We start from the raw sequence: 26,242 nt of genomic DNA on the forward strand, positions 1-26,242 counted from the left end.
AAGGAGCTCAAGTATATGTGCTTGAACTCCTTGTCGTTGTCAGTTGAGACTATGTTGTCCTGTAAGCCATGTTCTGTACTCCGGTGCTCATAGCGGTTTCCCTGGCACGATGGAGTGACAATCATCTATCTGCGCACATAGGCGCCCTCCGTCCCGTTCGGTTCCGGTCTGGAAGTTCCCCTACCATAGTTTGGGTTTCTCGCTCGTGGGGTTTACCTCGTTCCACTCTGAACGTTTCCGATCAGACTCCGTCACTGTGGCACTTTCAAGAAGCGGATACCATATCCGTAGACTTAGGTATTTCTTCTGCCGTCAACTTGCGTTGCCTACACTTATCTTTTCGTGTAGCACGATCACTACAGCCATCACAGGCTGTGCGAGCATGGACTTTCCTCAAGACTTGCATCCCGCGATTGTCCAGACCTCATAGTCACTTCAACCATTGTAGCGGAAATTTCAATGATTGACAACTTAAATTCGAAACTTGATTTTACGTTCAGTCAGCGCTAAAATAAGGCGTGTTCATTGAATAAGGAGGGATTTTGATGCATCAAGATGCAAAAAACGGTTGGATTCAACGTCTAACCTATGTAATAGAAATCGATGACATTAAAGTGCTCCACCCGAACAACGGCGTGTTCGCCTTCTACCGAAATAATCGTCTCGTCCGAGGGTTTGAACCGTTCGATATTAAAGCACCGAACGAACTCTCAAAGCGACCTTATCATTTTGACCATCATAATTTAGCACACCTAGAAGAGCGTTTCCCAGACGCGATTCCGGTGTTCGATGAATCCCATGAAACACGTCGCGCTTGGAGCGATCGGGTTCGAGTCGGATTATGCGAGATTATCCGCGATGGTAAACTCAGTTTTGAGCATATTGACGACCAAGGAAATGTACTAGAAGCGAGTATCCGTTGGTGTGGAGAAGCCATCACCAAGAGTTAAATAAAATCAGCCGCCTCTCCTTTCGGAGGAGACGGCTTTTTTATTTACAGTGACTCGGCAACTGGTGGCTCTTCCTCAATCACAGGAGGTTCGTAAGTTGACGACACTACTTTTTCACGCACATCTGTCGGCTTCAAAATCACTGTTAACGGTTTCGTCGTATCTCCCCTTACCGGGAACGTTCCGGCGATATGAAGGGCTTCATACATGGTGTTCCCTTCAGAATCGAGGACAGTGACAACCCCTTTCCGAGTCGTCTGTAAAGAGAACGTCTGAGCATCTGTGGCATTGACAGAGACCGCTGTTTTAACCGTATTGATATATTCAATCGTCTTACTCGTAGAACGTTTGTATTTTCCATCCGTCATTTGGGCGACAAGTCGATATTGACCGCTCGGTAACCAATCCCCGTAAGCAAACATCGTGAAATTCGAGTTTGGACTTAACGTCTTAATTTTTTTACTGCCCATATACAATCCGTAAGTCGTTTTGATCGTCGGACGTTGCATGACATCTAGTTTCACATCCGTAATATATCGTTGTTTCCATAAAGAATCTGCAGAAAGTGATAGAGGACGTGGCGTCGCCTCAAGTAACTTCAACGTATTCAACTCCGTATAAACCTTTCCTTGAGAACGTGGCATTTTTGCGATTAAGGCATCCACTTCATCCGGAGTTAAATATGGGTTGATCGATTTGACAAGCGCGAGACTTGCGCTGACCATCGGGGCGGCCATAGAGGTACCGTCCATATAGATGAAACGATTATTGACCCCGAGCGAGAGGATGTTCACGCCTGGGGCGACGATTTTCACATTTCCATCCATATTGCTAAAGTCAGCGACACGATGACGCGAATCAATCGCACCAACAGCAATCACTTCTTTCATGTTTGCCGGAAATGATGTTTGGTTCGCCCCATCATTCCCTGAGGACGCGACGACGATGACACCTTTTGCTCTCGCTCGTTTGATGGAAGCAGCTAACCGACTATCATAGTCATCTCCACCTAAAGAGAGATTAATGATTGTCGCGCCTTTCGCTACCGCCGTATCAACTGCTTTTGCAACCGTCCATGAGTCTGTATATTCTGAGTTTCTTCCATAAAACACATTATAAAAATGGTAACGTACGTTTGGAGCAAGTCCTGCAATCCCAAACCGGTTATGTTTCCCTGCCATGATTCCGGCAGTATGAGTCCCGTGTGTATCCGCACTGTAGGGACCCTTCATCGAATTGACGACACGAGGCACATTCTTTAAATCTGTATGGTTACGATCCGCGGATGAATCGATGAGAGCCACGACAATATCTGATGCACCTCTCGTTTTACTCCAAGCCAAATCGGTTCCAATTTGATGAACGTAATATTGATTCGTGATCCGTGGCTCTGAGACCACGTATCCATGCTTTTCTAGCACGACAGGTTTCGCTGCGTCCACTCCTGCAGGGAGTAAAAGCGCAATCGCTGTCAAAAGGGCAATCTTTTTCATTCCTTCCGCTCCATTCCAAACTGATAAAGTGATTTCATTATCTCAAACTTTGGATTAGATTTCCCTTTTTTTGAATAAAAAGTTGTCGAAAAGTTTACCAATAGCTCGGTTCATCAGGATGTAACATCTCATATTCGACAATCCGTCCAATAGTCAAGTACGTATAGTACCGTGCTAGTTCGACTCGACTCGGGTCAGGTCGGAATCCTTCCAAATCTTCTCCGAGCGGTGAGCCTTCGATTGTCTCGAACTGTTGACAAAAAAAAGACTCCGTTTCCGCATCCCAGACGATACGATCTCCAATATACCCACTTCCAAAGCGAATATAGTCGATGATGGACGGTACGATGACTTCAGCTGGTAGCCGTTCACTCATCCGTCCGACTAATTCGTATCTGATTCGGTCTGCCTGATCCGCTTCTTCGAGTGAGACACATTTTAAGACTTCTTTATTGATTTCAATCAAGACAACATAATCACCTGGTTCGATGGAGAGTTTCATCGCCTCACCTCACTTTTCATTCCTTCATCCGATTCTCTACAAGTTACTATTCGTGATGCGTTGTGGGAATCCTGTCCATTCCTCATGATTTTCCAAATCTCGGTCGAATTCGCACCGATTGCATTGTTTTTGTTATACTAATCGTATGAATCTAGAGAGGAAGTGCACCATGGCCAAACGACCGTTGACCCCTCGCGAAAGTGAATTGATTGCGACTGCTTTATACGTTGTCGAAACAATTCCATACGCCGGATATATCGATCGTCTCGAATCCCTCACGTTACGCGACATCGCTGATGACTATTTGAATGGAACGCTCGCTTCCGCAGACGCGATTGATGCGCTCGATCAATACATTTTTGTACGACGCCATCGCTTCAAGAATGTGACCCCTCACAATCTTTGGACATTGGATGATCGAACCGAGCAAGAAGCATTGCGTCATATTTCAAAACGACCTGAGTTGAAAAAAGGACAGACTTTGAATAAGCGAAATCAACCGTTTCAAGTGGGACAAGACATTGAATTCAAAGTGGATAAACATGTCGATCGGGGGCAGTTCCGAATCTACATCGGAAAACAACAGGGTTATACGTGTAAAGCACAGTCAAAGGAACGGGACAAGTTGAAAGTCATCACCGGATGGGTCACCCATATCGACCCGAAAGACCGCCTGGTGTTTGTGAACGTCACAGATTTCGGACGTTTGCCGATGGAACAATCAATGAAGCAGGAACTCGAATCGATGAGTGCCTCGCTACTTGGTTGGTTCGCAACGGCAACACTCCCTTCCGAAGAAGAGGCACTTCTTGCAAAACAAATGATTGCCACTCTGCAACGACGTGACCAACCGTATTGGTTCACGCTGACAACCGCCCTCAATCACCCAAGACCAGAACACGTCAAGCGTTGGGGAACAGTCGTGAATCTGCTCGTAAAAGCAACGACAGGTGATCAAAAAGCGGTACAAACACTAGAAACCCAAGAGGATAAATACTTCAAAGACGCTTTCATCCGTGCGCTTCGCGCCTTGCATCAAGAGATGACGAAGCAATTGAACTAAATGGACTCGAGGTGGCTCTTAAAGGGTCACCTCGTTTCGCGTACGGAGTCCGAAGGAAAGGATTGATCAACATGCGTTTACTCATCGTGGAAGACGACTCTTCCATTTTACGACTCGTGAAAGAGACGTTTGAAGAAGCCGGGCATGATGTCTTGATTGCGACCGACGGCAAGACAGGAGAGGAACTATACATGAGCCAGCCAATCGATGCGGCAATCATTGATATCATGCTCCCTGGCATAGATGGTCGAGAGTTGTGTCGCCGTCTAAAAAGCGCATTCGATATTCCAGTCATCTTACTGACCGCGCTCGGCGAATGGGAGGATAAGCGTCAAGGTTTTGAACACGGGGCAGATGACTACATGACAAAACCGTTCATCCCGGAGGAGTTATTATTTCGACTGCAAGCCGTATCCCGGCGCTATGAACGTTCGTCCGCTTCGCGCATTCAGGCAGGCCCGCTTCAGTTGGATTTAAAAGAGTATGAGGTGAAACTGGAAGGCAAAATGTTCTATCTTCCAAAAAAGGAATTCGAGTTATTGTTTCAGTTGGCTTCATTTCCAGGAAGAGTATATCGCCGTGAGGAATTGATTGAACTTGTCTGGGGTTATGACTTTGAAGGCGACGAACGAACCGTCGATGTGCACATCAAACGACTTCGACACAGATTCGATCATCCTGCACTCTCTATTCGAACGGTTCGTGGCGTCGGCTATTCGTTCGAGGTAGTGAAATGAAGACGCTCTATACTCGAATCATCCTCACCATGTTTTTCATTTTACTTGTCTCTGGCGCAATCTCTCTCCTCATCAGTAATGTCGCATATTATACGTGGTGGCAACCCTCATATAGTGAGAAGACCGAATCGGTTGCAAACGAGGCATCGACTTATTTTGCTGAACATACAGATGCGGATGAAGAGGCTTTTTATACGTTTTTAGCTGCAACAGGCTACCAATTGGTCGTGATTGATTCAACCAATATGCGCTCTCGCTACGGTGGGGAATTTCGAGATGAGTCGATTCCTGAAGAAGTGATTGCATCCGTCCGTGAAGGTAGCGCTTATCAAGGAATGCGTGATTTTCCGTTTCACTTGTTCTTATTAGGCCTTTTCGATAACGAGTTGACAAATACGTACGGAATGACCCTCGAAAACGGGGACGTCGTTTTCATTCGTCCGGATTTAAGTGCCCAGATCCGAGAGCTTCACCTTTTTGTCGGCATGTTCTTCGCGCTCGTAACAATCCTTGCGTTCGGCTTGATTGCGATTTCGACACGTTCACTCGTCCGGCCTTTAAAAACGCTCACTACAGCGACAACGGACGTGGCGATGCGACAGGAGCCGAAACATCTGCCTATCGAGCGAAAAGATGAAATCGGAACGTTAGCGAGACAGTTTCAAGAGATGACAACTGTCATCAATCAGACTGAGGCACGCCAACGTCGGTTCGTGTCGAACGTCTCTCATGAATTTCAATCGCCTTTGACATCACTCGTCGGTTATGCCGAGAAACTGGCAGAACGTACCGATGGTGTCTCGAATGAATACGCTCGCGTCATTGAACAGGAAACGAGACGTTTATCTCAATTGACCAAACAACTCTTACTCTTATCACGTTTAGACGAACAGCCGCCTTCCCTTGATTCAGATGTGAACGTCCTTCAATCCATCTCAGAGGTCATACAAATGAATGCTTTTCTGCTCGACCAAAAAGGACTCGCCGTCATGACCGATATCCCGACCGACACCATACTAAAAAGTGACCCGGTCCTTCTCGCCCAAGTATGGAACAATCTATTGGTGAATGCCGTTCACGCCTCTCACGAGGGCGGAACGATTCGTATCACCTGCTCCACCGACCCACGTATCACCGTTTCCTTTACCGATGAAGGGATCGGAATGGATGAAGAGACGAAACGACATTTGTTCGACCGATTCTTCAGAGGCGACGTCGCGAGGTCGAGTCAAGGAACCGGTTTAGGTCTTGCCATCACTTCAGACATCATCGCCTTACACGGTGGGCAGATCACGCTCGAATCCACAAAAGGAAAAGGGACGACGATTCATCTTCATTTTTGAAGCTGTTCATATTCTGTTCATATTAAACGATTACACTTCCTTCATAAGAACTTGAAGGAGGTTTTTTTATGCAATTAGGATGGAAAGAGATGTGGAGACAAAAACGAAAGTTTTCCATGCTCTTTGTGATTACACTTTTGATTGTTATGTTGACAACTTTGATCACTGGACTTGCCGACGGACTCGCATACGATAATGGCTCTGCCCTGCACGAATTAAACGCTTCGACGTATCGATTAGACAAGGATTCGGATGGACAGTTGACGCGGTCCTTCTTAGACGTCCCTGCCGATTCTTCTATCGCGACGATGAGTGTACGTCCCCTCACAATCACGCTGAATGGAAAAAAGGAAGAGGTGACACTGTTTGCTCTTCCAAAAGGAAGCGATATCGGCCCAGTCGATCATCTACAAAAAGGAGAAGTCCTGTACGATTCTAGTCTTTCTGAGAACCTTCGAGCAGGTGATGTTTTGACAGACTTCGTGTCGGAATATGACTTTACAATCGCCGGTGAGTCAATCGGAAGATACAGTCATGGACCTGTTCTCTACACGACGAATGAAACATGGTTCGACTATTTACGATATTCTGAACAACGCCCATATGTATCTGCTGAAATTGGTACAAATCACTCAGCATCCGATACGCTCATGATGAGTCAACAGGAGCTCATCGAGTCCGTTCCTGGCTATAGTGCCGAACAGAGTACCTTTACGATGATGCGAGCATTCCTACTCGTAATCGGTACATTTATTTTGACTGCTTTTTTCTATTTGTTCACCTTACAAAAACTACCGGAACTCGGTATTTTAAAAGCGATTGGTCTGTCACCTCGTATCATCGGGCAAGCTTTGCTCTTTCAGGTCATCGTAATCGTTTCATCCGCTGTTGTTACGTCTATCGGGATTATGTACATCGCTGATATAGTGATTCCGTCGTCCATGCCGTTTATCGTCGACATCGGTCACGTTTTACGATTCGGCTTCATGTTCATCATCTTATCGATTCTTGGCGCGTTGCTCCCCCTTTGGAAACTTCGCCAAGTTGACGCAATTGAAATCATAGGAGGAAAAGCATCATGAGACTACAACACGTATCCCATCAATTCGATGGTCAACTCGTTTTAAACAATATCAATTTAAACGTGTCTCCGGGAGAATGTATCGCCATTGTCGGCCCAAGTGGTAGTGGGAAAAGCACATTGTTATACATTCTCGGACTGCTTCGTAAACCGGAACATGGAACATTCTTGCTGAATGAACGAGACGTGTCTGATTTAGATGAGGAACAACGGCGTCTTCTAAGATTTCATGAGGTCGGGTTCGTATTTCAACAGGCTCATCTCATTCCCTATTTGACGGTGCTCGAGCAACTCGAACTCATTCAAGAAAACAGAAACGTCGATGCTAAAGAACTGTTACAAGAGCTCGGATTAGAACATCGGCTGCATCATCTCCCGATGACACTGTCAGGAGGAGAAAAACAAAGAGTTGCCGTCGCAAGAGCTTTGGTCAATTCTCCACGACTGATTCTGGCAGATGAGCCAACGGCGAGCCTGGATTATGAGAACGGACGTCGAGTGATGGAATTACTGTCACAACAGGCACACCGTAAAGGGCGCAGCGTTGTCGTCATCACGCACGACGAGCGCATGCTTGATGTGTGTGACCGTGTCTTACGCGTCATTGATGGCACGCTGACAGAGATTAGAAACTAAGTATCTTCTCATGCTGACAGATTTGTTGGAGCTGATATGTGAGCCAACCGCCGAAACGTACTGTGACTCCGATTTCTCCGCTTTGAGAGATCATCGCTTCTTCGATCACCATGAACCGCTCCATTATATGATTGGATTCGAGTCGAATCCCCGAGAGACAGGCAAACGCCCGGACGACCTCTTCTGGTCTACATCCGGTTGACATTGCGATTTCCTGTACCTCGGTGGATAGACTCGTTTTGTTGTGTAAAAAATAGCGGTCTAGCAACAAATCAAACACGAGTCCGACGACTCGTATGTTTCCATCGCTTGTCCACTTAAAAGTTACTCCCCGATCAAGTGTGCCGTTTGGATTGCTCAATATGCTTTGAATCATTCGAAAGATATCCGTTCGCTCCATCGTGATTCCCACTCCCTTGTATATTGTTTACTAATCATAGCGTTGGCTCACATCTAAAACGAGTGAATATATGTTATCCAACCTAAGGAGTTATTGTGCGTATGCGTTCTTCTTATGTATGAAAATAGGACGATTTGTCTTCATTTCGGGTACAATAACGGTGAAAGGAGTCGGTATTATGCAACGGAAATGGCAAATCGGATTAGCTTCACTTTTCACAAGTTATTACGCAATCAGCTACTATGCCTTCAAACGGATGACTCGAGGGAAACGGAAAACACCGGAGATGTTACTCGCTCCGTACACAGAAGAGGATCGCGCCTTCTATCATGATGTTCCGTTCGAGCACGTCTCGATTCAGTCGAGGGACGATTATCGACTCTACGGACGGATTTATCGAAATGAGGCATCGACGAAGTGGATTGTATTCGTTCATGGGTATACCGCTTCTCATAGTTTCATGGCTCCTCATCTTGCCATGTTCCATCGCCTCGGTTATAACTTGCTCGCTGTCGATTTGAGGTCTCATGGGGAATCCGAAGGGATTTATGCTTCTTACGGATATCATGAAAAAATCGATATGATTGATTGGATCGAATGGTTGAAAATAAATGAATCGGTCGACCAAATTGGTCTTCACGGGGTCTCGATGGGTGCCGCGACGGTCCTTCAGACGACCCCTCTCACAGATGTCGATTTCGTCATCGCAGAATGTCCGTTTGACGATATGGGTCACCTGATGCGATACCAGTTGAAGGAGTTACACCGGATACCGGCAGAACTTTTCCTTCCCGGTATCAATTATTTCTTATGGTCACGTGCCGGGTTCACGATGAAGCAAGTACAACCGAAAAAGGCCGTCACCGAAACGACGACCCCGATCTTATTCGTACACGGATCAAAAGATGATTTCGTCCCAACGTGGATGTCAGTCGAGATGAACGCTCTGAACCGGCAAAATGACTTGCTATTGATTGACGGGGCGGAACATACGGATTGTATGATCAAGGACGCGCCTGCATATGAAGACGCGGTTAATCGTTTTTTACGTCGACATGGATTGGTCCAGCAATCAAGTCAAGCAGTGCATGCAAGACCATGACCGGCCACAGGACACCCATCCCTAGATATAAGAGACCGAGACCGAAACCGACAATGCCTGTCGTAACGACACCTTTGATCCCTTGATAGGCATGTGCCATACCGAACAGGGCACCTCCGATCAAGGCAAGTGTCAGATTCGGTACTTCTATATAGAGGGAGATTGTGTACAAGAGCACTCCTCTGAAAATAAACTCTTCTGTCACGCCGGCCGTGACCGAGACGGCGCTCCATGCCTGCTCCTCATTCTTCGTTCTTGGCAGGAGCAGTTTTTCTAAATCGAGCTCATAATAAGGACGCAATGCTCGACGAAGTTTTGATGAGGTCTTGACCAATAAATAAAAGACGAGCGTAAATGCAACGAGGATACATGATAGGAAAAAGACTTGCCACGCCTGTTCGTTGCCCGTTTCTGGCGCAAATGTCAAACCGACTTCGGATGGCGGTACTTGAAATAAAAATATGAGGGCGACAATCAACAAGGTCAGTCCCCATGCTGATTTTACGGTTTGATCGTACACCCACGCCCGTCCCTTCGTCTCAATCAATGGACGGATCAATTTTGCGTTGAAGATTTGGACAATCAACATGTATCCAATAATTGCCGTAAAAATCAATCGTTCGAGCATCCATATCCACTCCTGTCCTTACTCTTAGCTATATGCTACACTATTCGGGTATTGTCTAAAAGCTAGGAGGCGGTATCTTGAAACGTATGATGCTGCGATTGACCGGTTTTATCATTGTGCTCGTGCTTTTGCTCGGGGCAATCGGCTGGCTCGGTCAACACGATAAAGTAAACAATGGATTGTATCGAACCTATTATGGTGAGCATGGCGTACCGAACGCTCACATCGCTGTCTATCAGGACGCTGCTGACGCATACGATGTGGACTGGCATTTGCTTGCCGCCGTACATCGCGTCGAGACGATTTTCTCTCACAGTTCTTCCATGCGCTCATCCGTTGGTGCGATCGGACCATTCCAATTCATGCCTCGTACTTGGCTCGGTTGGGAATATGATACGGATGACCAAAAAGGTGACGTCCCAGAAGACGAAGTCGATTTGACAGACCTTGCATTGATCGACCAGTACGGTGGTCTCGGTCGTGACGGGAATGGAGACGGGAAAGCAGACCCACATAGTCTTATTGATTCCGCACATACCGCGGCGTATTATTTAAGTGAACACGGTGGGAAGAAAACGGATTCTACCACATCTATTCGAAATGCTATCTTCGAGTACAACCGGAGTGAGCAGTATGTTAACGATGTTATGACATACTATGAAAATTACGAAACAAACGTGACGTACATCCCTGAAGAACGGGACACAATCAGTCAACATGTCGCCTATTATACGATTCGATACATCGAGTGGTTCAAAACACTCGGCTGATGCTTACATGAAAAAGTGAGGAATGGAAATGAATACGCATGTAGAAGAAGTAACCATCCGCGTAAAATCAATCTTCAATGAAGATAAAACAAAACGCTATATGCGAACGTATGAGTTCACGGATGTGGAAGACGGGGTCATTTGTGCCGTCATCATTTATTCACCGAGAATGAGCGATGCTTTCTTATCAGGTACGACAACGCAACGTGCCTATATGTTGATGCAAAATCATTTGTCACAGCCGATTCGGGAGATGCGTGTCATCAGCCTTGTGCCGACACTTGCCATCAATGATAATCTTCCGTATGTGGAATCACAACTCGACGAGACAAACTATCACTATGTCGAAGAGACGTTGCAAGAGGTAGCAGCAAGCAATGGCATGATCATCGTCGGTTGGGGTTCACCTGGTCGATTGATGCACCATGCGACATCCTATAAGTCGCTCTTTGCCGATTACGAGTCAAACATGTACTGCATTGGTACGACGGCCAAAGGTGAACCACAACAGATCCGTATGGCCAACGAGAACACAGTGCTCGAGGCGTTCAACAATGAATCAATCAAACCAAAGTTTCGAATCGTAAAAGAAACAAAAAAAGACGACTCCGAGTGAGTCGTCACAGCTTGTTGACAAATAACATGTTCGTACTCGTCCTTTCGGCGCCCACGCTTTCCGCAGGCAATCCCGGAGCCGCATCGCGACTCAAGTCGCTGCTGGGTCTCCATCGGATTGCTTTCCTGCAGGCGTCGGGGCGCCGTGGGACGAGCCGCACGAATGGCCGCCCCTTGTGGCGGCCATTCGTTTTTTATATTCCTGCCCAGATGGCAAATCCAAACAACGCGAAAAAGACACCTGACCATATAAAATCACTTGATTTGACTTCAACCCTGTCATAAATCGTCCGTTTTCCGCCTGTAAACCCTCTCGCTTCCATCGAGAAGGCGACACGCTCCGCTCTTCGAATCGATCCGGCAAGGAGTGGCAACAGTAATTTCGGCACGTGCCGTAGACGTTCCCATCTCGTATCGAGTGGGACACCCCGTAGGCGATGTGCATATTGAAGTTGTTGCAGTTCCCGTTTTAAAAGAGGAATGAAACGGAACCCGACGAGCGCGCTATATGCGATTGTCGGTGACAACTTCGCCTGTTGCATCAGACTCATGACGAACCGCTTTGAATCCGTCGTCAACATGAAAAGAAGCGAGAGGACCGTGAACGCCAATACGCGAAGGCTGAGGGCAATCGCGACATCCCTCTCCTCAATTGTGACTTCCTGACTCAGAATGGTCACCCATGTCTCTCCCCCGAGGTCTTTTCCGAAAACGAGCGTTGTCCAAAACGTTCCGAGCGCCGTGATGAGAAAAGGGATCAAGAAAAGTAGCCATCTTTTCCATGAGACATTGGTTGCCATCCATTGAATCAGTACCGTCCCTACTACGATCACGAGCGGGGTCCATGGATTGTAAAACAATGCGAGACCGAACATGACGAACGTCAATGTTAGAAATTTCACCGTCGGATTCATGTCATGGAGTGACATCGCGCTCTCCTCCCTTGCAACCGATAATGACGAAGTGTCTCCGTGTCCTTCCAGAGTTCATCTTTAAATGGTCCTGAAAGTTCCCCGTCCTTCATCAAATAAAACGTGTTGGCGATGCGGGCGAACGACAAGTCGTGGGTCACGAATAGAATCGTTCGACCCATTTCAGCATGTCGCTTCATCAACAGCTCGAGCGCATGCAATGACGGTTCGTCTTGACCCGCTGTCGGTTCATCGAATGCGAGCAACTGTTTGTTCGATAGCGACTGGATTGCAACTGCGAGCCTCCGTTTTTGTCCGTGACTGAGAGATAACGGATGGAGATGTCGCTGATCAAGAAGCGACATGTCAGATAAAACGCTCTCAATCGAATCTTCATGACCAAACTGTAATTCACTTTCGACAGAATTCATGAAAAATAAATGTTCCGGCGATTGCGGTACGAGCCCAACCCGTCGGTCATGTTCCGTTAAGCTTCTTAAAAACGTGGACTTCCCGCTCCCATTCGGACCAAGTATGGCAATCACTTCTCCTGCTCGGACATGAAGCTCCGATCTTTTCAGCTGAAATGAATCACGTCTGACCTCTTCGATTGTGTAGTGATAAGGATTTTTTAGCGAAGCGTTTGACTTTATAAATGCAAAGTCATCGACCGGGCAAAAGGATTCATTCCGAACGATACGCCCTCGCTCTAATTCAATATGCCAGTCAAAGTAATCACCCCATAGGTGAGGACGATGTTCAACGACGATGACGTTCAGTCCTGTCACTCGATCGAGCCATTCCACAAATTCGTACGCGGTCACCGGGTCAAGATGAGTCAACGGTTCATCGAGCAGTAGCCATTCCGGTCTTCCGACTAGAGCGCACGCAACAGCAATCCGCTGTTTCTGTCCGCCTGACAACGAATCGATTTTTCGGTTTCGATAATCACTCAACTGTAACGATTCGAGGATTTCCGTCACGCGTTGTTCGATGTCTGAGACAGGTGTCGACAAGTTCTCAAGTGTGAAGATCAGTTCTTCATCCACCCGCTCCATGACAAATTGCGTATCCGGGTCTTGAAACACCGTCCCGACCCGCTGATTGATCTCGCCAGGTGCATAGTCGTCGTATGATCGTCCAAGTAGTTCGAGTCTACCATCAAGGATTCCGTCACAATTCTCCGGATAGAGACGGTTGAATAGCGCGAGAAGCGTCGATTTCCCGCTTCCGCTCGCCCCACTAAGAATCGTACGACCTTGACGGATTGAAACGGTCACGTCTTCAAGAATCGCCTCAGAACTCTCTGGGAATCTAAAATGAAGTGACTCTGTCTCAACCATGGACGTTCCCACTTCGTGAAATCGCATAACCGCGAAGTGATCCTGTCTTCAGCAATAGGTCACTGAGCAACTTCCCACCGATCCCAGCGATGACCATCCCACTGACGGCTCTCAGCCCGAACATCGTCGCCACATAACCTGGCTCTAACATCGCGAACCCACTCATGAAATATGTATAGACGAAACTCGTGACAGCCGACCCAAATCCGGCAAGCATGAGTACCCATAGCTCATAACGTCGGTAGCCCGTCATCGCAAAGACGGCTTCTGCCCCTAAACCTTGAACGATGCCGACCAAGATGATGCGTGGCCCAATGGCATTCCCAATCAACATCTCAATCGTCGCGGCCATCACTTCTGAGATGAAGGCGGCACCAGGCTTCCGGATGATGTACGCCGAGATGATTGACACGATGAACCAGATACCGAAGATCCACTCGTAGGCGATCGGTCCGATCAATCCTGCCCATAAGTTCCCAATATGGACGAACAATAAGTAGACGACGGCAAAGACGACAGACAATACGGAGACAAGGACGACCTCTTTTAATTTCCACGATTTAAGCATGTCGCCCTCCATGTGACGGACTATTTACACTGAACGTCACCGTCATGACAACATGTCGGTTCTTTTCGCGCGTCCGCTTAAAAGCCGCCTCATAGTACGAGAACACGTCATCTAAGTTCCCATGGATGCCTGATGCATAATGCATCGACTCGTTATAGACACCAGCCTGTTTTGCTTGCTCGATTTCTTCATAGATGAGTTCCATGTAATTGTCAGCACCCATCGGATAGAGTGCGAACTGCGAAGACACATACTGGTCTCTTGATGCACCGTTTGATGGTTCGCTCGGAGCCTCGAGTGCCTCATCTCCCGTTGAATCTCCTGGACAACCGACAGAGAACGTTCCGCTCAGCGAGACGTGCTTCCCTTCCTCCGAAGCAAGACTCAACACCGTTCGAGCGACGTCAAACACATGCTCGACTCGTCCACGGATGACCGTCGACACGTCATCCGTATGTCTCCACACACCTGACAGATCCGTTCGTTTTAGAGCACCTTTGATTGTCCCGACAAAATCGTCTGTCATCGGGCTCAGTGTGAATCGAAACCCGACGATTGGGCTCGTACCACATGATTCATTCATTTTGTTTCCCCCTCTAAATGTGTTTGCATAAAAAAAGCCGCATTCATGAGAATGCAGCAACAAAATCTATACAAACTTGCATAGAGAAAGTGCCGCACTTCCTCACGCCAGTATTATCTGGATCGAGTTATAAGGGATCGGAGCCATGCTCTCATCTCAGCCGAAGCACCCCTAGTGCAGTCATTAATATGCGGTTACTTATGCAGTCACAGTATAGCGATGTTTTAATCTTTTGTAAACGGTCAATCTGAATATGTGACGAGATGACCTGAACCCGGAAGTGGGTCATGGAACGTATTCCACGATGACGGCATCTCTTCGTCCGTCAATAAACAGGCGTCAAGCGATTGCTCGACCACTTCCCGTTCCATTCGTTGACCGATGAGCACCAACTCGTTTTGCCGATCCCCGTATGGCTCGATGTAATCCTCACGAAGCTCAGGTTCAGCTGCAAACATCTCCTCACGTTCACTTGCAGGTAACGTCGCAAGCCAACGACCTGCATGTTCGAGCGTTGATGCATACCCTGCCTGTGAAAACAGACAAGCGAGGTCGTTTCTTGTCGCAATCCATAAAAATCCTTTTGCACGGACGATTTCTTCTGGATAATGTTCCATCCAGTGCATCAAACGTTCAGGGTGGAACGGTCGACGGCGCCGGTAGACAAATGAGCTGATGCCATACTCTTCCGTTTCCGGCGTATGTTCTTCCGACTCGAGTTCTTGGATCCACCCTGCAGCGCGCATCGCCTGATCAAAATCGAATAACTGGACGTCTAGAAGGTCTTCTAACGCGACGTTCGAGTATGTCGACGTCAACAATCTCGCACTCGGGTTCAGTGTTTGGAGTAACCCCTTCATCTCCTGTAGTTCCCCTTCGGACACACGGTCCGCCTTATTCAATACGATGATATCCGCAAATTCGACTTGGTCGACGAGCAAATCGACTACTTCACGGACGTCACCGGTGTCGACGGCTTGTTGACGCTCCATGAGCGATTCACCAGAATTGAAATCTTTGAAGAAACGGTACGCATCGACGACCGTGACCATCGCATCGATGTACACACGGCTCGTCAAATCAATCCCAAGAGCGTCATCGGCATACGTGAATGTCTGCGCGACAGGAATTGGTTCAGAGATTCCTGATGACTCGATGATGATCCCGTCGAGCTCACGGTCTTTTGTTAAGTCATAGACAGCCGTCAACAAATCTTCCCGCAGCGTGCAGCAGATACACCCGTTCGAGAGTTCGACTAGCTTTTCATCGGTCCGCGAGAACCCGCCCTGATCAATCAGCTTCTCGTCGATATTCAACTCGCTCATATCATTCACGATGACCGCATATTTTTTATGTTCTCGGTTATGTAAGATGTGGTTGAGCAGTGTCGTCTTCCCGCTACCGAGATAACCCGAAAGTACTGTAATTGGAATTCGTTTCATGATGGACCTCCATTAAATCGTAATCATTACTCTTTGTATAATGGAGTCGTTCCTTACTTTTGTCAATAAAAAACACGCCACATGGACGTGTTTTTGAAGAACATACAATTATTCTTCCAATGCTTTTCGTTCTGCCTCCGAGCGTGGATAAGCATTCGCCTGCCATTCAGCCCGATAAATCGAATCGAGTTGAGTCAATCCGACCTCATCCTCATCTTTATCCGAATCAATACTTGGCACTTCATCCCACTTCGGATCGAGATACGAATGATCTTCTTCACGCGTTCGATTTTCTTGTAACTTTTGAATCCCAATCTTGACCGCTGCAGCAACTGCCAACCCAATTCCAGCTCGAACTAACAGTCGTTTCACCATCGTACTTCCTCCTCAGCGACCGAAACGATACAATGGCATCCCTTTCACTTCTGTGTCGATGATAAATACCGATCCCGCTTCCGGATATTCAGAAAGCGCCTCCTCATCCATTCCTTCACGAGCCGTCGTGATAGCTAATCGATTGAGTCCATCTCCGATAAAGGCACATGAAGTGACATTTGGTGCGGGAACATGGACTTCAAGTAACTTTTTGCCTGTTGACGGGTCCCACCGCGATACTCTTCCACCCGCGTAATGCGCAATCCATAGACAACCTTCAGAATCGGACGTCATCCCGTCAGGAAAACCTTCTTCCTCCGAAAAATCGATGACGACCTCTCCGTTCGAAATTGTTCCTGTCTTCAAATCAAAATCATACTTCCGGATTTTTTCAGTCGGTGTATCGATATGATAAAAAACGGAATGGTCAGGAGACCACGTCAATCCGTTCGAAAGCGTCAACTCATCCATCAATGATGTAGTCGTTCCATCACGATCGACCCGATACAATGTCGCTTGATTTTCTTCATCTTCGAGGTGGAGTGTGCCCGCAAAAATACGACCATATGGATCGGCTTTCCCATCATTAAAACGTAATCGACCGTCGGGATCATCCAATTCGACAATTTTATTTAGCTCCCGATTGATTTCATCCCATTCATAAATCCCGTCTTTTAGACCAAGGACGACACCGTCCGTCACTTTTGGAATGACGAAACCGACTTGTTTCCCGACCTCAAAAGAAGAAATTTCATCTTCTTGTTCGTCATACCACCACAACGTATGACCTTCGATATCCACCCAATAAAAACGCTTCAACTCAGCATCCCAACAAGGACCTTCACCAAGCGTATTTCGTACCCGAATCCACAACGACGCATCTACTCTCTCCATTACTTAGCCTCCACTCTATCCATTAGTTCAGAAATCTATTCCCCTCTCCCAACTGGACTAAGCATGAATTCAGAAAATCGTGAAGGATTTCCATCTGAGTCTCATTGTTTTGCTATATTTAAGGAAAAGTGAGAGGAGTGGATGGTTTGTCGAAATGGGATGAACGCTTTAGCTCGGAAGATTATGTGTACGGTACAGCGCCAAACAAGTTTTTACGCGAATGGATCACGTCTTATCCACCTGAAGGAAAGCGTGTGCTGGCGATTGCGGAGGGTGAAGGTCGAAATGCGGTATGGCTCGCTTCGCTTGGCTTCGAAGTCGAGATGTGGGACGCTTCGAAAGTAGGGCTCGAAAAAGCGGAGCGCTTGGCGATTTCGCGAAACGTCTCCCTTCAGACGAAACAGATTGACTTGAATGAAGCGGATTGGTCGCAAGATGCGTATGATGTGGTCATCTGTATCTTCGGTCACTTTCCTCAACATGTCAGAGAAAAGGTGTTCGCCGGAATTCAAAGAACGCTTCGACCTGGTGGTGTATTCCTGACCGAAGTGTACTCTACAAATCAACTCGCTTACGGCACAGGCGGACCACAAGACGTCTCACTTCTCTATTCTGAAGAAATGTTCCACAAACTAGAGGACGATTTCGTACCGCTCATCTTACATGAGGTGGTTGTATGGCGCGAAGAAGGGTCACTCCATCACGGTGACTCTTCCGTCATCGAGTATGTCGGTCAAAAAAGGTAAACAAAAGGCCTCTCCGCTATCGGAGAGGCCTCTCGTCACTTCGCACCCTCGACGTTCATATGCTTACTGCGGAGCTGACCGCAAGCTGCATCGATGTCTGTCCCGTGCTCGAGACGGACACCCGTGTTGACGCCACGTTTCTTCAAGATATCATAGAATGCCATGATATCTTCCGGTGTGCTTCGTTCATATTGAATATGCTCGTTGACCGGGTTATACGGAATCAAGTTGATGTAAGACTTGTCTTTGATGTCTTCAATCAGATCCGCCAATTCTTCCGCATGTTCCGGTAGATCGTTCACTTTCGATAGCAAGATGTACTCGAACGTGATGCGTTTATTCGTCTTCTCGACGTAATAACGAATCGATGGCATGAGTTTATCAAGCGGGAACGCACGGTTGATTTTCATGATGCGAGTCCGAAGCTCATCGTTCGGTGCATGAAGTGAAAGTGCCAAGTTGATCCGCAAGTCGAGGTCTGCGAACTTGTAAATCTTGTCCGCGAGACCACTCGTCGACACGTTGATTTTACGCGGGGCGATCGCAAGACCACGCTCATCTTTGACGACGCGCAAGAAGTCGACCAAGTTGTCAAAGTTATCGAACGGTTCACCGATTCCCATGACGACGATATGACTGACGCGATCCCCTTCTCCTTCTTCATCGAGGAAATGTTGGACGGTCATGATTTGTTCGACGACCTCACCAGCCGTCAAGTCACGCGTCTTCTTCAACAAGCCGCTCGCACAGAAGCTACAGCCGATGTTACAACCGACCTGTGTCGTTACACAGACCGAACGCCCATATTTATGACGCATAAGCACCGTCTCGATGTAGTGCCCGTCATGAAGTTTAAGTAAGAATTTGACCGTTCCATCGCCCGCTTCTTGTTTGACGAACAGTTCTTGTGTCGAGATGACATATTTCTCTGTTAAGTAATCGCGTACCTCGTCACGGACGTTTAGCGCGTCCATCGATTTGACTCGATCGATGTAGAGCGAGTCCCAGACTTGTCGTGCGTGGAAGGCACCATATCCTGCTTCCATGCACTCGTTTGTGAGTTGATTGAACGTCAACCCGTATATAGATGATTTCATTCTAACCTGTCCTTTCTCTAATCCGCATACGTACCATTGTAGCGGACGTCAGAGACGGGTGCAACTTACGAATAATCAGGAGGCGTCGGACGAGTGATGAACTGTTCGAACGCATAGGCGACACGAATCAAATCACGTTCCGAATAGCTCGTCCCCGTGAATGATAGACCGAACGGGGCACCGCTCTCTTTTCGTTTATAGGGTATTGTGATCGTCGGATGCCCTGCTTTCGCTGCCATGTCATAGTTCGCATCATGTGGTAAGACGATCGCATCAAGTTTATGCGACGCAAGCAACGCGTCAATCCCTTCTGTTTTCGCTAAACGAACGTCCTCGATGCGACGGTCGAGATAGCTCGCTTCAATCAGTTTCCCAGATCGGGCGTTCGCTTCTTCAAAAATGGTTTGACCGTGCGGAATCGATTCAGGGTGTTCTGCGTTCCACTCGATCAAGTCAGAAAGCGTCTTAAAAGGCACGGTTGTGTTCGCAAGATACGCCTCGATCCCGAGCTTGAATTCGTCGAACAGAATGTCTGCTTGTTCAAGCCCCGTATGCTTTGGTAGCGTGACCTCGACGAGTTCTACTTCGGCTTGACGCAACAAGCGAAGCGCCTGTTCATACAACCCGACTTCTTCTTCCGAAATGTCCGGTCTGATGAACCCGACACGCATCCCGACCGCCTGCCTCACATCGAGACATGTCACATAAGGCGGTCCGACAGGAGTCTCTAGAGTCGCCGGATCCGATTCATCCTCACTACATATCGTCTGTAAAGCGATGACCGCATCACGGAGTGTCCGCGCCATCGGTCCAGCCGTATCTTGAGAACGTGAAATCGGGATGATTCCCGAGCGGCTGATCAGTCCAACGGTCGGCTTGATTCCGACGATGCCATTATGCACGCTCGGGTGTACGATTGAACCACTCGTCTCAGATCCAACTGCAAGAAGCGTTAAATTTGCCGCAACCGCAGATGCCGACCCTGAACTTGATCCTCCGACATCTAGTTGGTCCCCATACGGATTCATCGTCTGGCCACCGACGGCACTCCAACCGTTCGGCATGTCTTCTGTCAAGAAGTTGGCCCATTCGGACAGGTTTGCTTTACCGAGAATGATGGCCCCGTCAGCCCGTAACCGTTTGACGAGCTCGGCATCCCGACCTGCGAAATGATGTCGCATCGCGGCAGCACCTGCCGTTGTCCGCATCAGTCCGCCCGTTTCGATATTATCTTTGATCAATACGGGAATCCCAAGTAGTGGTTTGCGTACCCCTTTTTTATAGCCCCGGTCTGCCGCCTCTGCCTCGAAAAGTGCGTCCGGATTCACCTGGATCACTGCATGGAGTCGATCATTATATGTCGCAATCCTTTTTAGATAATACGCGGTCACGTCTCTTGCTGTGAATTTCCCTTCTTTATAGCCACGATGCGCGTCTTCGATTGTCAGCTCTAACAATTGTGATTGTTTCATTGTTCATTCCTCCTTTACCTCCCACCCTTTATTCGTGTTATATGCTTGATTTCCTTTTCTCATCGCCAAGTCGATGTGTTCTTGTTACACTTAAGAAAAAACAGGAGGTTCCTATGACGCGCTCCTACGTATTCGTGTTGCTCGCCGTATTCGGTCTATTCTTCTTGCAATTATATGGTGAGAATGTGCCGTATGGTACGTTCATCTCCATCGCATTGATTGGATTCATCATCGTCTTGACGATTTTTCAGTTAAAACGAAAACCGAATCATTGACGAAAGTATTTTGAGGGTGGTATGATGCTTTCACCAACTACATATCGATATCAAGAGTGAACGAGAGATCTGGCTCCATGACTTCACAGCAACCTGCCTCAGGCAAGGTGCTACGACCAGCAAGGGAAACCTTGGACGATATGACGAGAGCGCTCATGTCATCCGACGTGAGCGCTTTTTTGTTGAAATACGATTTGGAGGGAACGACAAGATGGAAAAAGCAACATTTGCAGGCGGCTGTTTTTGGTGCATGGTGACACCTTTTGAAGAACTACCAGGGATTGAAGGAATCGTGTCCGGCTATATGGGAGGACATATCGACAATCCGACATATGAACAAGTAAAGACTGGGACGACCGGACATCTAGAAGTCGTTCAGATCACATACGATCCAGCTCTTTTCTCATACGAGCGTCTCCTAGAACTCTATTGGATTCAGACAGACCCGACCGATGACGGTGGGCAGTTCCAAGACCGTGGGCCTCAGTATGCCCCAGCCATCTTCTATCACACGGAGGAGCAGCGAATCGCTGCGGAAGCGAGTCGCGATGTGTTAGCGGCAAGTGGACGTTTCACGGCCCCAATCGTCACAAAAATCATTCCGGCGATAACGTTCTTTGCTGCAGAAGACTACCATCAGGACTATCATAAAAAGAATCCAAAACATTACAAGGAAGACCGGGCCATCTCGGGACGCGACGCGTTTATCGAGGAGAACTGGACCGAGACGGTATGATGTTCAATTGACGCGAATGTATTAATTCGCGTCTTTTTATAAGCCCATGATTCGGGAAAAGAAATGTAACGATTCAAACACATGAATAGGAGGATTCACACATGAAAACTCGTTCAAAAATCATCATCGGTGTAATCGGCGTAGCCGTGATCGCCATCGCCTGGTGGCTCATCTCACCACTATTTTTGACTGAGACAGTCGATGAAGGATTGCCGCCGACAGCAGTTGAGACGCCTGCTCCAGAAGAAGAGACAGAGGAAGAGACAACCGAGACACCGGAAGCACAACCGAGTCCAACCGAAGTAGCGGGTGTGTTCATGGACGGGGAGAAAAATTATGAGACGACGGGCACGATTCGCTCCATCGAGGCAGAAGACGGGACGTATCTTCGATTTGAAGAGTTTGAAACGACGAACGGACCTGATTTGTTTGTCTATTTGACAAAGCCAGGACAAGAGACGTCCGAAGGGATTCGACTTGGAGCACTTAAAGGGAATACAGGAAACCAAAACTATTTAGTTCCGGCAGATGTCGATCTGTCAGAATATAGCACCGTAGTGATCTGGTGCCGTGCTTTTAGTGCGACGTTTGGGACTGGAGAACTGGCTGTAACAAGTGAATGAATTGACTGAAGGGTCGCTGAACAAATTGGCCACCCTCTTTTCAATTGAAATTGCCAAAAAAATAAAGACCAATCATCCAACATTAATTGAGAACATGCTATCATATATGTAAATAAGTGTAATTCAATTGAGGAGGTACACGATTATGGAGCAGACATTCTCACAACCATACAAACACTACTTTTGGAAACGTTTCTTTCTTTTCTTCATTCCATTGATGATGGTCGGTATATTATCCGAACCGATGATTATTCAAAATCCATTTGAAAAGCTCGAAGACTATGGAGAATTTGTGTTTTTCTTGGCAATTTATATCCTTGTACTCGGAGGATGGGCGGCGTTTATAACGTCGATGATGTGGCGTATTAGACAACGCAAGTTGAAAAAAGAGGAGAATGATTAAAATGAACTCTTATTACTCCCATCCAGTGATGAATAATACAAAATGGGAAGAAATTAGAGAAGCAATGTGCAATAATCCCACACACTTCCAATGGCGGACAAAAGATATTGAAACCGGCTATATTTCGATGTGGGATGCTGAGTGGTATTATCATTTCAGACTTGGGGACTACAAATACATTGAATGGTTAGAAATTAAGGCAGATACCGAGGAACTCCGAAAAGACCTTTTAGATATCCTTGAAAAAATTCACGTTCCTGGAGAGGTTCTTGAGGATGCTATTCGAGTTTATGGATATGCTGATACCGGATCATATATTGACTATATCTAATATAAATCACTATGATCAATTTCCATTTTTCTCTCTTAATTTCAATTTGGGCGTAAGGAGACGGCCCAAATCCTTGTATTTGACTTTTCTCTTGCGCTCCGTGCCTCCCGTCACAAAGGACAAGGAACATAGGGAAGTAATGTTTCTTGTCGACGACACACATCCACTCGGAGTGTTCCATCACTTCCGAGAACGAGAACACCGTCCGGACGAACAGATACAATCCTTCGAACGTAAAGTCATCAAGTAGTCGTTCGTTCATCGCGTCTAAACTTCACCACATTCTCTACAGAATTTTTTCTCACAGAAAGTCCATTCAGTCCACCTATGGAAGTTTATCGTCAAAATCATCCGGGAAATTGCAAAAAGGGTTCTGGCCGCTAAAAATTGGTGGCCAGAACCTTCTTTTTATTGAAAAGTTCTATAATGGGCTAGTTATAATCCCATCTTCTCTTTGTTTTACTCATTTAATCTGCAAAAGGATTTATTTTGCTTTAATTGTGGTTAAAAGGATTATCATTTATCTTACATATAGAGTAATCATTATAAGCAACTATCTTTTCTCTTTTTCTATAAAAGAGGATTTTTAACTTTCATCAAAGCAATTGCTTCTTCAAATGCAACTCCATCTAACAAATTAATTTTATTACATTCAAATTTTTGATTTGTTAACCAAATTTGAGCTAAAGATTCTCCACAGCTAGCTCTTATCATTTCTTCTGTCATTTGATCATTCACGATACTTAATAATGCGGCTTCTACCATCTCATTGTTGGATATGAAACCTAAATCTATGGCTGCGTCATCTCTAACAGCATCATCAATAGTTGTGTCTAGTAGAGTATTAATTAATTTTTGTGCTATATCCATTTTTTTAAATCTCCCCAATAGTATATGAGTCCCTTCGAATTTCCCTATCGGTTTGAAAAAGGTACAGCGAGTCAACTTGAGCGCACATTCAACAGGAAAATGTTCGAGCTGAGCGACTTCTTACGCATCGAGAAAAGAATGAACGAAATAATTTAGTTGACGAAACTCTACTAACGAATTCGGACAAGCACCTTTTGCACATATGTGCTCCCTAAGTGAAAGAACTCAGATGACGAGTACATTAACGTCAAAAACCATAAAAAAGTCTGACAATACTAATGTTGACATGGCAGCATATCCTTAAAGATGGTTTATTCCGCTCACATATATGAGCGCCCACCACAACGGACCATGTGCACGGATTTATTTACTCCAACTCGATGAAAGACGCTTAAACACCGCTCAAAATCATCGCATCGCTCAGTATTATCGAAAACCTTGTTCATATCATTGAAAAGGGACCTGCTGTTCAAAGCATCTGTTTATCTTTTATACACTCTTACCATTCGCATATCGAGTGAAATTGTCGAGGATTGCCTGCCATCCTTGACGTTGCAACTCAACCGGATTCATCGATTCCGCATCAAACGTTTCAACAATCTTTGTCTGATCACCTTCTGGTGCGAATGAAATTCTCACTCTCCGTTCATCATCGAGGCGATATTGAATAAGCTCGTTCACTTGAATTTCCTCATACACGCCTTCAAAATCAAACCCCATACTGTTGTCTTTTGCTTCCATCCGACTGCGAAACTTCCCACCGACGCGTAAGTCATTCTCCGCTTCGGTCGTATGCCAATCTTCAGATGCATGATTCCATTGTTTGATATGAACTGGATCTGTCCAGAGTTCCCAGACTTTTTCGATTGGTGTATCCACAAGCGTCGAGATCGTCACTACATTTGATTCCATGATTGTTTTCTCCTTTACTCTACATTTTTTTGATTCATCACGAATGCGTTGCACGTCCTATATGACGAACGCAACATGGGATTACTTCCCTATCGATTACGTCATCTCCTGCTCTCCTTTTAACGATTAAAATTTACTCAAAAGAAAGACCCTGAATGGCACTCTAGACCGAGTGAACATTCAAGGTTCTTTTCATTTCATCATCGAAATTTAACTCTTGGCAATCCCAAGCATAAATCCAGCGACGACAATGAGACCGATTCCCATAAAGACAAAGACACGTTCTTTTGTCGTCTTCTCTTCTTTCAATAGATAGATTCCACCGAGTGTCGCCACGACGACGTTCAATTGGGATAAGGCGAACGAAGTCGCGATCCCGACTTCTCCGCTTGAAACGAAAAGTCCGAAGTTCCCGATTCCCCAGGCAAGACCTGCCAAGATATTTTTGAACGTACGTGGATCGATTTTCTTCACGTCCTTCTCCCGAAGACTGAAGAGAAGCGCCGCGATGAACATCCCGACTGATTGTGGAAGGATTGCAGTGATTCCGTCCACCTCAAAATAGTTCGTCAAGACAGCATATGTGACGTAACCGATACTTGAGACGAATAGGACCAGTAACCCCTTCTTCAATGCACCGGCGCTGTCTTGGTCTTTCTTCTGTTGATATGAGGTCATTGTCGCCCCGATGATAATCAAGACGAGCGCCGAAAACCCTAACCACAGCTCTGTCGTCGTCTTCCAGTCACCGAGTACGATGACCCCGAAGAGAGACGTCCCGACGAGTTGCATACCGGTACTAATTGGCATCGCCTTTGAGACACTTAAGATTTGGAACGATTGGAACTGTAAATATTGACCGAGCGCCCAAAACGCCCCAGAAATAAACCCGGTCACAATCGCAAGTGTCGTGAACTCTGGTCTGAAAACGAGGGCGATGATTCCTGCCATGATCATGGCTCCGATGGTCGTACCAATCAATTGCTGAATCGGTTTCCCGCCCACTTTCGACACGATGAGCGGGATACTCCCCCACATGAGTGCTGGTAAGAGCGCCAATAAAATCATTTCCATGAAACACACCTACTTTCTTAATATAACGTCTAACATGAAATTCCCATGCTTCCATTTTTATAAACCTAAAATGAAAAAGGGAATTGCCATGTCGAATACTAGGATGATATAATGATTTCGAACGGGGCATTAGCTCAGCTGGGAGAGCGCTACGCTGGCAGCGTAGAGGTCAGGGGTTCGAGCCCCCTATGCTCCATTAATCTGTCACATCTCAAATGAGATGTGACTTTTTTATTGATGTTATGCGATTCAATCCCTTGTTGAACG

Annotated in this window: 31 protein-coding genes, 1 tRNA gene, 1 other RNA gene and 2 riboswitches; of the genes, 16 read left to right on the top strand and 17 right to left on the bottom strand. The window is 46.7% G+C overall.

The window, feature by feature from the left end; genetic code table 11:
- Positions 1 to 57 precede the first annotated feature (57 nt).
- An RNA gene (gene rnpB / locus KNO91_RS09130) (RNase P RNA component class B) lies at positions 58 to 425 on the bottom strand.
- Positions 426 to 545: 120 nt separating this feature from the next.
- On the opposite strand from rnpB, the gene KNO91_RS09135 reads away from it, so the two are divergent.
- Positions 546 to 950: a hypothetical protein gene (locus KNO91_RS09135; RefSeq protein ID WP_214817661.1), complete on the top strand. Its 405-nt coding sequence runs from the start codon at positions 546 to 548 to the stop codon at positions 948 to 950.
- 44 nt (positions 951 to 994) lie between these two features.
- Here KNO91_RS09135 and KNO91_RS09140 read toward each other — a convergent pair whose 3' ends face one another.
- Positions 995 to 2,443 carry a S8 family peptidase gene (locus tag KNO91_RS09140; RefSeq protein WP_214817663.1) on the bottom strand — a complete coding sequence of 483 codons (1,449 nt, stop codon included), beginning with the start codon at positions 2,441 to 2,443 and terminating at the stop codon, positions 995 to 997.
- A 94-nt stretch (positions 2,444 to 2,537) separates the two neighbouring features.
- Entirely contained in the window at positions 2,538 to 2,945 is a 408-nt protein-coding gene (locus tag KNO91_RS09145; protein WP_214787908.1) for a type III PLP-dependent enzyme domain-containing protein, read from the bottom strand.
- Positions 2,946 to 3,114: 169 nt separating this feature from the next.
- Between KNO91_RS09145 and KNO91_RS09150 the strand changes: the two genes are divergently transcribed.
- The 5 genes from KNO91_RS09150 (at position 3,115) to KNO91_RS09170 (ending at position 7,805) form a co-directional block, all read left to right on the top strand.
- Positions 3,115 to 4,008, top strand: a complete 894-nt coding sequence (locus KNO91_RS09150; RefSeq protein ID WP_214787905.1) for a hypothetical protein — start codon at positions 3,115 to 3,117, stop codon at positions 4,006 to 4,008.
- 71 nt (positions 4,009 to 4,079) lie between these two features.
- A complete protein-coding gene (locus KNO91_RS09155; RefSeq protein WP_214794905.1) occupies positions 4,080 to 4,745 on the top strand; it encodes a response regulator transcription factor in 666 nt (221 codons plus the stop codon).
- Positions 4,742 to 6,088, top strand: a complete 1,347-nt coding sequence (locus KNO91_RS09160) for a sensor histidine kinase (protein ID WP_214817666.1) — start codon at positions 4,742 to 4,744, stop codon at positions 6,086 to 6,088. The genes KNO91_RS09155 and KNO91_RS09160 overlap by 4 nt, the downstream gene beginning before the upstream one ends.
- Before the next feature lie 68 nt (positions 6,089 to 6,156).
- Complete coding sequence (locus tag KNO91_RS09165; RefSeq protein ID WP_214794901.1) at positions 6,157 to 7,170, top strand: FtsX-like permease family protein; 1,014 nt, start codon at positions 6,157 to 6,159, stop codon at positions 7,168 to 7,170.
- A complete protein-coding gene (locus KNO91_RS09170; protein ID WP_214817669.1) occupies positions 7,167 to 7,805 on the top strand; it encodes an ABC transporter ATP-binding protein in 639 nt (212 codons plus the stop codon). Before KNO91_RS09165 ends, KNO91_RS09170 begins: the two co-directional genes overlap by 4 nt.
- Here the strand turns inward: KNO91_RS09170 and KNO91_RS09175 are convergent.
- Positions 7,795 to 8,205 (bottom strand): hypothetical protein, encoded by a 411-nt coding sequence (locus tag KNO91_RS09175; protein ID WP_214817672.1) that lies wholly within the window; start codon positions 8,203 to 8,205, stop codon positions 7,795 to 7,797. The genes KNO91_RS09170 and KNO91_RS09175 overlap by 11 nt on opposite strands.
- 178 nt (positions 8,206 to 8,383) lie before the next feature.
- On the opposite strand from KNO91_RS09175, the gene KNO91_RS09180 reads away from it, so the two are divergent.
- Complete coding sequence (locus tag KNO91_RS09180; RefSeq protein ID WP_214817675.1) at positions 8,384 to 9,307, top strand: alpha/beta hydrolase; 924 nt, start codon at positions 8,384 to 8,386, stop codon at positions 9,305 to 9,307.
- On the opposite strand, the gene KNO91_RS09185 is transcribed toward KNO91_RS09180, so the two are convergent.
- Positions 9,240 to 9,935 (bottom strand): CPBP family intramembrane glutamic endopeptidase, encoded by a 696-nt coding sequence (locus tag KNO91_RS09185; RefSeq protein ID WP_214817678.1) that lies wholly within the window; start codon positions 9,933 to 9,935, stop codon positions 9,240 to 9,242. The genes KNO91_RS09180 and KNO91_RS09185 overlap by 68 nt on opposite strands.
- An 86-nt stretch (positions 9,936 to 10,021) precedes the next feature.
- Between KNO91_RS09185 and KNO91_RS09190 the strand changes: the two genes are divergently transcribed.
- Positions 10,022 to 10,705 carry a lytic transglycosylase domain-containing protein gene (locus KNO91_RS09190; RefSeq protein ID WP_251126120.1) on the top strand — a complete coding sequence of 228 codons (684 nt, stop codon included), beginning with the start codon at positions 10,022 to 10,024 and terminating at the stop codon, positions 10,703 to 10,705.
- A 28-nt stretch (positions 10,706 to 10,733) separates the two neighbouring features.
- Positions 10,734 to 11,321, top strand: coding sequence for a DUF1643 domain-containing protein (locus tag KNO91_RS09195; protein ID WP_214787884.1), 588 nt, complete (start codon positions 10,734 to 10,736; stop codon positions 11,319 to 11,321).
- Positions 11,322 to 11,514: 193 nt separating this feature from the next.
- Here the strand turns inward: KNO91_RS09195 and KNO91_RS09200 are convergent, their stop codons facing one another.
- The 7 genes from KNO91_RS09200 to KNO91_RS09230 form a co-directional block, all read right to left on the bottom strand.
- Positions 11,515 to 12,249, bottom strand: coding sequence for an energy-coupling factor transporter transmembrane component T family protein (locus KNO91_RS09200; RefSeq protein ID WP_214817681.1), 735 nt, complete (start codon positions 12,247 to 12,249; stop codon positions 11,515 to 11,517).
- The gene (locus tag KNO91_RS09205; protein WP_214817684.1) at positions 12,231 to 13,574 is read right to left on the bottom strand and encodes an ABC transporter ATP-binding protein; all 1,344 of its coding nucleotides are present in this window, start codon (positions 13,572 to 13,574) and stop codon (positions 12,231 to 12,233) included. The genes KNO91_RS09200 and KNO91_RS09205 overlap by 19 nt, the downstream gene beginning before the upstream one ends.
- Positions 13,567 to 14,142, bottom strand: a complete 576-nt coding sequence (locus KNO91_RS09210; RefSeq protein WP_074034359.1) for an ECF transporter S component — start codon at positions 14,140 to 14,142, stop codon at positions 13,567 to 13,569. Before KNO91_RS09210 ends, KNO91_RS09205 begins: the two co-directional genes overlap by 8 nt.
- Entirely contained in the window at positions 14,135 to 14,725 is a 591-nt protein-coding gene (locus KNO91_RS09215; RefSeq protein ID WP_214817687.1) for a Ykof family thiamine-binding protein, read from the bottom strand. The genes KNO91_RS09210 and KNO91_RS09215 overlap by 8 nt, the downstream gene beginning before the upstream one ends.
- An 82-nt stretch (positions 14,726 to 14,807) precedes the next feature.
- Positions 14,808 to 14,908: riboswitch (TPP riboswitch) on the bottom strand.
- A gap of 59 nt (positions 14,909 to 14,967) precedes the next feature.
- Entirely contained in the window at positions 14,968 to 16,167 is a 1,200-nt protein-coding gene (locus KNO91_RS09220; protein WP_214817690.1) for a GTP-binding protein, read from the bottom strand.
- 108 nt (positions 16,168 to 16,275) lie between these two features.
- On the bottom strand, positions 16,276 to 16,542 hold the full coding sequence (locus KNO91_RS09225) for a hypothetical protein (protein WP_214787868.1): 267 nt from the start codon (positions 16,540 to 16,542) through the stop codon (positions 16,276 to 16,278).
- Between the two features lie 12 nt (positions 16,543 to 16,554).
- The gene (locus tag KNO91_RS09230) at positions 16,555 to 17,436 is read right to left on the bottom strand and encodes an SMP-30/gluconolactonase/LRE family protein (protein WP_214817693.1); all 882 of its coding nucleotides are present in this window, start codon (positions 17,434 to 17,436) and stop codon (positions 16,555 to 16,557) included.
- Positions 17,437 to 17,573: 137 nt separating this feature from the next.
- Between KNO91_RS09230 and KNO91_RS09235 the strand changes: the two genes are divergently transcribed.
- On the top strand, positions 17,574 to 18,182 hold the full coding sequence (locus KNO91_RS09235; protein ID WP_353047458.1) for a class I SAM-dependent methyltransferase: 609 nt from the start codon (positions 17,574 to 17,576) through the stop codon (positions 18,180 to 18,182).
- 35 nt (positions 18,183 to 18,217) lie between these two features.
- On the opposite strand, the gene rlmN is transcribed toward KNO91_RS09235, so the two are convergent.
- Complete coding sequence (rlmN, locus tag KNO91_RS09240) at positions 18,218 to 19,279, bottom strand: dual-specificity RNA methyltransferase RlmN (protein WP_214794881.1); 1,062 nt, start codon at positions 19,277 to 19,279, stop codon at positions 18,218 to 18,220.
- Between the two features lie 65 nt (positions 19,280 to 19,344).
- The gene (locus KNO91_RS09245) at positions 19,345 to 20,751 is read right to left on the bottom strand and encodes an amidase family protein (RefSeq protein ID WP_214794879.1); all 1,407 of its coding nucleotides are present in this window, start codon (positions 20,749 to 20,751) and stop codon (positions 19,345 to 19,347) included.
- 113 nt (positions 20,752 to 20,864) lie between these two features.
- On the opposite strand from KNO91_RS09245, the gene KNO91_RS09250 reads away from it, so the two are divergent.
- The 5 genes from KNO91_RS09250 to KNO91_RS09270 all read left to right on the top strand — a co-directional run bounded on the left by KNO91_RS09250 (position 20,865) and on the right by KNO91_RS09270 (position 23,119).
- Entirely contained in the window at positions 20,865 to 21,026 is a 162-nt protein-coding gene (locus KNO91_RS09250) for a hypothetical protein (RefSeq protein ID WP_214794877.1), read from the top strand.
- A gap of 44 nt (positions 21,027 to 21,070) precedes the next feature.
- A riboswitch (SAM riboswitch) is annotated at positions 21,071 to 21,170 on the top strand.
- A 67-nt stretch (positions 21,171 to 21,237) separates the two neighbouring features.
- Positions 21,238 to 21,762 (top strand): peptide-methionine (S)-S-oxide reductase MsrA, encoded by a 525-nt coding sequence (gene msrA / locus KNO91_RS09255; RefSeq protein WP_214794876.1) that lies wholly within the window; start codon positions 21,238 to 21,240, stop codon positions 21,760 to 21,762.
- Between the two features lie 101 nt (positions 21,763 to 21,863).
- A complete protein-coding gene (locus KNO91_RS09260; protein WP_214817695.1) occupies positions 21,864 to 22,385 on the top strand; it encodes a DM13 domain-containing protein in 522 nt (173 codons plus the stop codon).
- 145 nt (positions 22,386 to 22,530) lie between these two features.
- A complete protein-coding gene (locus KNO91_RS09265) occupies positions 22,531 to 22,788 on the top strand; it encodes a hypothetical protein (protein ID WP_214817696.1) in 258 nt (85 codons plus the stop codon).
- Between the two features lies 1 nt (position 22,789).
- Positions 22,790 to 23,119, top strand: coding sequence for a DUF6678 family protein (locus KNO91_RS09270; protein ID WP_214817699.1), 330 nt, complete (start codon positions 22,790 to 22,792; stop codon positions 23,117 to 23,119).
- A gap of 570 nt (positions 23,120 to 23,689) precedes the next feature.
- Here the strand turns inward: KNO91_RS09270 and KNO91_RS09275 are convergent.
- The 3 genes from KNO91_RS09275 to KNO91_RS09285 all read right to left on the bottom strand — a co-directional run bounded on the left by KNO91_RS09275 (position 23,690) and on the right by KNO91_RS09285 (position 25,975).
- Positions 23,690 to 23,989 (bottom strand): hypothetical protein, encoded by a 300-nt coding sequence (locus KNO91_RS09275; RefSeq protein ID WP_214817700.1) that lies wholly within the window; start codon positions 23,987 to 23,989, stop codon positions 23,690 to 23,692.
- Positions 23,990 to 24,478: 489 nt separating this feature from the next.
- Positions 24,479 to 24,901, bottom strand: coding sequence for an SRPBCC family protein (locus KNO91_RS09280; protein WP_214817701.1), 423 nt, complete (start codon positions 24,899 to 24,901; stop codon positions 24,479 to 24,481).
- A 210-nt stretch (positions 24,902 to 25,111) separates the two neighbouring features.
- Positions 25,112 to 25,975: a GRP family sugar transporter gene (locus KNO91_RS09285; RefSeq protein WP_214794869.1), complete on the bottom strand. Its 864-nt coding sequence runs from the start codon at positions 25,973 to 25,975 to the stop codon at positions 25,112 to 25,114.
- Between the two features lie 123 nt (positions 25,976 to 26,098).
- Between KNO91_RS09285 and KNO91_RS09290 the strand changes: the two genes are divergently transcribed.
- A tRNA-Ala gene (locus KNO91_RS09290) sits at positions 26,099 to 26,171 on the top strand.
- Positions 26,172 to 26,242: the final 71 nt, after the last annotated feature.

Origin of the sequence: Exiguobacterium sp. s59, assembly GCF_018617475.1 — a bacterium.
Classification (GTDB): Bacteria; Bacillota; Bacilli; order Exiguobacteriales; family Exiguobacteriaceae; genus Exiguobacterium; species Exiguobacterium aestuarii.